This is a genomic window from Persicitalea sp. (assembly GCF_041751555.1).
GTDB lineage: Bacteria > Bacteroidota > Bacteroidia > Cytophagales > Spirosomataceae > Persicitalea.
Genome location: NZ_JBGSXF010000122.1, coordinates 1 through 5,243, shown reverse-complemented (window position 1 = coordinate 5,243; position 5,243 = coordinate 1). Strand labels below are relative to the sequence as shown.

General features: G+C 49.2%; 5 protein-coding genes and 2 pseudogenes. 4 read left to right on the top strand and 3 right to left on the bottom strand.

What is annotated here, in order from left to right:
* Nucleotides 1–212 (bottom strand): annotated as a pseudogene (locus ACEW8P_RS04160) (hypothetical protein); the annotation flags it as partial.
* Between the two features lie 261 nt (nucleotides 213–473).
* Between ACEW8P_RS04160 and ACEW8P_RS04155 the strand changes: the two are divergent.
* Nucleotides 474–782 (top strand): HPF/RaiA family ribosome-associated protein, encoded by a 309-nt coding sequence (locus tag ACEW8P_RS04155; protein ID WP_373511849.1) that lies wholly within the window; start codon nucleotides 474–476, stop codon nucleotides 780–782.
* A gap of 331 nt (nucleotides 783–1,113) precedes the next feature.
* On the top strand, nucleotides 1,114–1,518 hold the full coding sequence (locus ACEW8P_RS04150) for an Hsp20/alpha crystallin family protein (protein ID WP_373511848.1): 405 nt from the start codon (nucleotides 1,114–1,116) through the stop codon (nucleotides 1,516–1,518).
* A 70-nt stretch (nucleotides 1,519–1,588) separates the two neighbouring features.
* On the opposite strand, the gene metG is transcribed toward ACEW8P_RS04150, so the two are convergent.
* Nucleotides 1,589–3,667: a methionine--tRNA ligase gene (gene metG / locus ACEW8P_RS04145; protein WP_373511850.1), complete on the bottom strand. Its 2,079-nt coding sequence runs from the start codon at nucleotides 3,665–3,667 to the stop codon at nucleotides 1,589–1,591.
* 220 nt (nucleotides 3,668–3,887) lie between these two features.
* On the opposite strand from metG, the gene ACEW8P_RS04140 reads away from it, so the two are divergent.
* Together ACEW8P_RS04140 and ACEW8P_RS04135 are read left to right on the top strand one after the other, a co-directional pair.
* Complete coding sequence (locus ACEW8P_RS04140) at nucleotides 3,888–4,436, top strand: hypothetical protein (protein WP_373511847.1); 549 nt, start codon at nucleotides 3,888–3,890, stop codon at nucleotides 4,434–4,436.
* Nucleotides 4,433–4,633, top strand: coding sequence for a helix-turn-helix transcriptional regulator (locus ACEW8P_RS04135; protein ID WP_373511846.1), 201 nt, complete (start codon nucleotides 4,433–4,435; stop codon nucleotides 4,631–4,633). The genes ACEW8P_RS04140 and ACEW8P_RS04135 overlap by 4 nt, the downstream gene beginning before the upstream one ends.
* Nucleotides 4,634–4,709: 76 nt before the next feature.
* Here the strand turns inward: ACEW8P_RS04135 and ACEW8P_RS04130 are convergent.
* Nucleotides 4,710–5,243: pseudogene (locus tag ACEW8P_RS04130) on the bottom strand (zinc-binding dehydrogenase); the annotation flags it as partial.

The following is a 5,243-nucleotide window of genomic DNA, read 5'->3' as shown; positions in this document are numbered from 1 at the left end:
CCAGGTTTCAGGTAGTTTTTGGCCTCGGTATCACTCATACCATACAGCTTGTTGAGCTGGGAAACGGCCACCTGCAACTGATTCTTGAAATTGATCTTGTCCTTCTGATAATTATCGGTGGATTCGCGACTGGTGGGTGAGAAAATCGTCACGTGGTGCAGTCCCTTTACTTTCGATAGTTCGTTTAGCTGTTCTATTTTGAAAATTTCCATATGTGCAGATGTTATAGGGTATAAGATTGAATTGAGTGTGGCTTAGGCAAGCCATTTTTAATGTCTTATCTGACAAGACTGTTCCAAACCCGGCGTAAAACCGCTTTTTCGGGCTACCGACTTACTCTATTGGGGTTTGTGTAGTTCAAGAGATGAAGGAGATTACAAATAAGGTGAGGAATATGTACCCACTCTGAGGAAAAAAAGCAATGAATCGTCCCCTCGACAGAACCATAAAACCAGTATTATAACAGACGAGCCATGCAAAAGATCGAACGATTTCAAAATATCAAACTCGCTATCCAGACCGAAGATTTTGATCCCACCATTGACGTTTTAACTAATATTCGCGCCGAAATAAAGAATTTGATGCGAATCTATGGAAGTATCCTGGGAGCTGATGTTTATCTCAGCGAGTCGAATTTCGCCCAGCCATATAATAAGTTGGCCCGCATTCGGGTAGGGGCACCGGGAAGAAACTACTTTGCCGAAGCCAGTTCCGATAGCTGGCCTCAGGCTCTTTCGGAAGTTTCGGGAAAACTACGGAGGCAGATCCTAGAGAGGTACTGAATAACACAGTTTCTCGCTATGCAAGGCAATTGCTCGAAAGCAAATGTCAGAGGTCAATCACCTCTGACATTTGCTTTTTTTGCCTTATAAGGTAGTTCGAAAGAAGACAAGGTGGCAGTACGAGAGTATGAAGTCGGCGTATTTGGCAGGAATCTATCAATCAGAATCAGCCGTAAAAATACCCTTGACTTGTCTAACATAGTTGTACATATCTGACTAATAGCCATTTATGAGATATCAAATAGACAATGCTCATTGACTGTTAGTTTTCACCCTTTAAACTGGAACGTAGTTTTTATCTCTTATACACGTAAGACTTAAAAACCAGCTCATGAAAAACAAACTGAATATCCCACAAGAAATGCTGATGAGCATTGACTTTATGAACACCGCTAATGGTGGTATGAGTCAGCCCATCATGAACATAGAGAACACGGAGGACGGCTACGAAGTAATGGTGAAAGCACCCGGTATCGAACCAGATGAACTGCAGATCGAGATTTTGAAAGACAAACTCATGATCTACCATTTGCTGCCGATTTTTGGCAAGTCAGAAGGTGAATCCAGCGATATGCGTTCTATTCGCTTTATTAGCAAGATGCAGATTCCTGCCGATGTGGATGTGGAAGGCATTTCGGCCCGTTACGATGACGACCGCCGTTACTTGATGCTTGATCTGCCCGCTGACGAGACACACAAAGATTTCCATCGCAAAGTGAATATCGAGCGCTGGTAATCAAGAATTTGAAAGCCGCTAATCGTTCGGCAAAGTCCCCCGATTCTTTTGAGTCGGGGGACTTTTTGCGTTAGCTCACCGTCCCGCCATTCCAGATTTTTTTGCCGGGTTGCAGGAAAGACAAACTACCGTCGCGGTCCTCGGCCATCAGAATCATACCCTGCGACTCGGTTCCCATCATTTTGCGCGGGGCGAGGTTGGCCAGGTACAGTACCTGCCGTCCCGTTACTTCTTCGGGCGAAAAATGCTCGGCGATGCCACTCAGCACGGTGCGCTCTTCCAATCCGATATCCAGCTTTACTTTTAAGAGTTTTTTGCTCTTCGGCACCGCCTCTACTTCCAGCACGGTCGCCACGCGGATGTCCATTTTGGTGAAATCGTCGAATTGAATTTCGCCCCGTACTTCTGGTACCTGCTTGCTTTCCAGTTCATTCATGCGCTTAGCTTCGTGAAGTTTTTCGATTTGTTTTTGGATGGCTTCGTCTTCAATTTTTTCAAAAAGCAGACTGGACTCCCCTAGGGCGTGTCCGGCGGGGAGTAAGTTGGCGCGTCCGGCATCGGCCCATGGTTTTTGTTCAAAACCCAGTTGCCCGTTGATTTTAGCGGCAGTGAAGGGCAAAAACGGTTCGGCCACAATCGCCAGCGAAGCCGTGATTTGCAGCGCGATGTTCATGATTGTGTCCACGCGGCGGTCGGTGGTACCATCGGTGTCGGTCTTGATCGCGTGCCAGGGCTGGGTTTCGGCTAAGTACCTGTTGCCCAGCCGCGCCAGATCCATTACCAGCGTCAGGCCTTCGCGGAAGCGGTAGTTTTCCAGCGCGTCGGCAAAGCGGGCCGGAAAATTGGCCAGTTCTTCCAGGGTGCTTCTGTCAATTTCCTGCAATTCGCTCAATGCCGGGACTTTACCCTCGCAGAACTTCTGCGTCAGAATCATCGCGCGGTTCACAAAATTGCCAAAGATACCGACCAACTCGCTGTTGTTGCGGGTCTGAAAATCCTTCCAGGTGAACTCGCTGTCTTTGGTTTCGGGGGCGTTGGCCGTGAGTACGTAGCGCAGCACGTCCTGCTTGCCCGGAAATTCTTCCAGGTACTCGTGCAGCCACACGGCCCAGTTCCGGGAGGTCGAGATCTTGTCGCCTTCCAGGTTCATAAATTCGTTGGCGGGTACTTGATCCGGCAAGGTGTATCCGCCCTCAGCCATGAGCGTCGCCGGGAAAATAAGACAGTGGAAGACGATGTTGTCTTTACCGATGAAATGTACCAGTTTGGTATCGTCTTTTTTCCACCAGGTTTCCCAACCCGTGTCGTTACCGTTCTTTTGGGTGAGCCAGTCCTTCGTAGCCGAGATATAGCCAATCGGCGCCTCAAACCACACGTACAATACTTTCCCATCGGTATCGGGCAGCGGTACTTTGATACCCCAGTCCAAATCGCGGGTCATGGCGCGGGGTTTCAGGCCCTCTTTCAGCCACGACTGGCACTGTCCCTGCACGTTGGTTTTCCACTCGGGGTGGCTGTCGATGTAGGCCTGAATTTCCGGCTGCATCTTATCCAGCGGCAAAAACCAGTTGGTCGTAGCCCGCAGCACGGGCGGCGTGTCCGATAGGGTAGAGCGTGGCTCGATCAATTCCGTGGGACTGAGCGTGGAGCCGCAGCGTTCGCACTGATCACCGTAGGCGTTGGGATTGGCACAAACCGGGCAGGTACCCACGATGTAGCGGTCGGCTAGAAACTGCTTGGCCGTCTCGTCGTAGTACTGCTCAGTGGTTTCCTCCACGAACACGCCTTTGTCAAATAAATCTTTAAATATCTCCTGCGACGTTTCGTGGTGGACAGACTTGCTGGTTCGGGAATAGACATCGAACGAAATGCCCAGTTCAGCGAAGGAGGCGGCAATTTGGGCGTAGTATTTGTCCACGACCTCTTGCGGCGTGACACCTTCCTTCTTGGCGCGAATCGTAATCGGCACCCCGTGTTCATCGGTGCCGCTGACGAAGGCAACATCCGCGCCCTTTGACCTTAAATACCTTACATAAATATCCGCCGGAATGTAGCATCCTGCCAGGTGCCCGATGTGGATGGGGCCGTTGGCGTAGATCAGGGCAGCGGTGACGGTGTAGCGTTGGGGATTTTTCATTTTGGCAGTCAGCTTTTGCTCCGGGTATGCCCGCGCGGTAAGCTTTTCGAAATTGGGTTTTCTGCAAAACTAACAAAAAGAAGTTCCTGCTGAGCGGTTCTTATTCTAGTTTAAACCCACTATTTCGCCAGGTTGGTAAATTATTTTTGATATAATGTAAAATATACTTGACAAAAATGTAAAATATACTTTACATTTGCCCCATTAAACTTTCACTTAAAATTTATTAGCCATGAAAACAAAAAATCTCTTACCCAATCGCTGGAAACCCATGGGTTGGGTGCTCCTGGTACTTTTTATCCCGGTGGGATTCTGGTCTTTAATTTCGGATGAAGACTTTCCCATCCAGGCTCAAATCACGATTCCTTGGCCCTTCGGCGATCCGTATTCCTTATCAGGGACTGTTTCAAATGGGGGTTCCGATTTCAGCGGTTCTACCACGCTGAATGAAAACACAACGGGTGAGGCTACCCTAAACCTGATTGATGAGATCATTTCGCTGGCTATAATGATTGGTCTTTTCCTTACGGGGTTTGCACAGGTGAAAAATGAAGACGAACGCACAGCCCAAATGCGCTTGGGTGCCTTGCAATGGGCTATTTATGGCAACACGCTGGTGCTGGTACTTTGCATTATGTTTGTTCATGGATTGCCATTCCTGAATATCATGATTTACAATATGTTTACACCGCTGTTGATCTTTGTGCTACGTTTTCACTGGCTGCTGTACAAAGAAGCGCGGGAAATCAGGCAAAACGAAAGCAGAATCCTGGCGCTATGAAAAACCGAATCCGCATCGAGCGCGCGACCCTCAATATCACACAAGCCGAACTCGCCGAGCGCGTACAGGTGTCGCGTCAAACGATCAACGCTATCGAAGCTGAAAAGTACTCGCCGTCACTGACTCTGGGGTTGAAAATTGCTCGCGTTTTTGGAAAAACGGTTGACGAGATTTTCGAGTTGGAGGAAGGAGATTGATGAGTGCAGGTCAAGAACTCGAGAAAGACTGATCTGATCTCAAGTCAGGCCGACACGAAGAAAATTTCTCCTCTAGTCAAAATTGTATTACCCCCTTCGCATTCCTCCCATGATGCATATCGTTGAAGGCTTGGGCGAGGTCTTCCAACGGGTAGGTGCGGGTGATGAGTTCGTCAAGTTTTAGTTGGCCTTCTTTATAAAGCGATAGAATTTTCGGGAAATCACGTTCGGGGCTACATTGGCCGTAGAGCGGGTTGATGTAGAGCTTGTCCCACTCGAAGAGATTCATGTCAATTTTTATTTCCTGCTCGATGCCGCTGACCTGGCAGGCTACTCCCGCGTTGCGAATCATCGCCAGCGGGGCAGCGCCGAGTTCAGGAATAGCGGTACATTCGAAAGCGTAGTCCGCCCCGCGTTCTGCGGTCATCGCTTTTACTTCCCTGGCGGCTTCCAGCAATCATTTGTCTTCTTTTTTTGCCTGGATTGTGTGGGTTGCGCCGTATTCTTTGGCCATTTCCAGCCGCGTGGGACTGAGGTCCACGGCCACGATCATCGTAGCCCCGGCGATTCTGGCTCCCTGGATTACGTTCAACCCCACGCCGCCCACGCC

Excerpts from the sequence above, each read along its gene's own strand:
- ACEW8P_RS04135 (WP_373511846.1), top strand. The coding sequence starts at position 4,433 with ATGAAAAACCGAATCCGCATCGAGCGCGCGACCCTCAATATCACACAA.
- ACEW8P_RS04140 (WP_373511847.1), top strand. The coding sequence starts at position 3,888 with ATGAAAACAAAAAATCTCTTACCCAATCGCTGGAAACCCATGGGTTGG.
- ACEW8P_RS04150 (WP_373511848.1), top strand. The coding sequence starts at position 1,114 with ATGAAAAACAAACTGAATATCCCACAAGAAATGCTGATGAGCATTGAC.
- ACEW8P_RS04155 (WP_373511849.1), top strand. The coding sequence starts at position 474 with ATGCAAAAGATCGAACGATTTCAAAATATCAAACTCGCTATCCAGACC.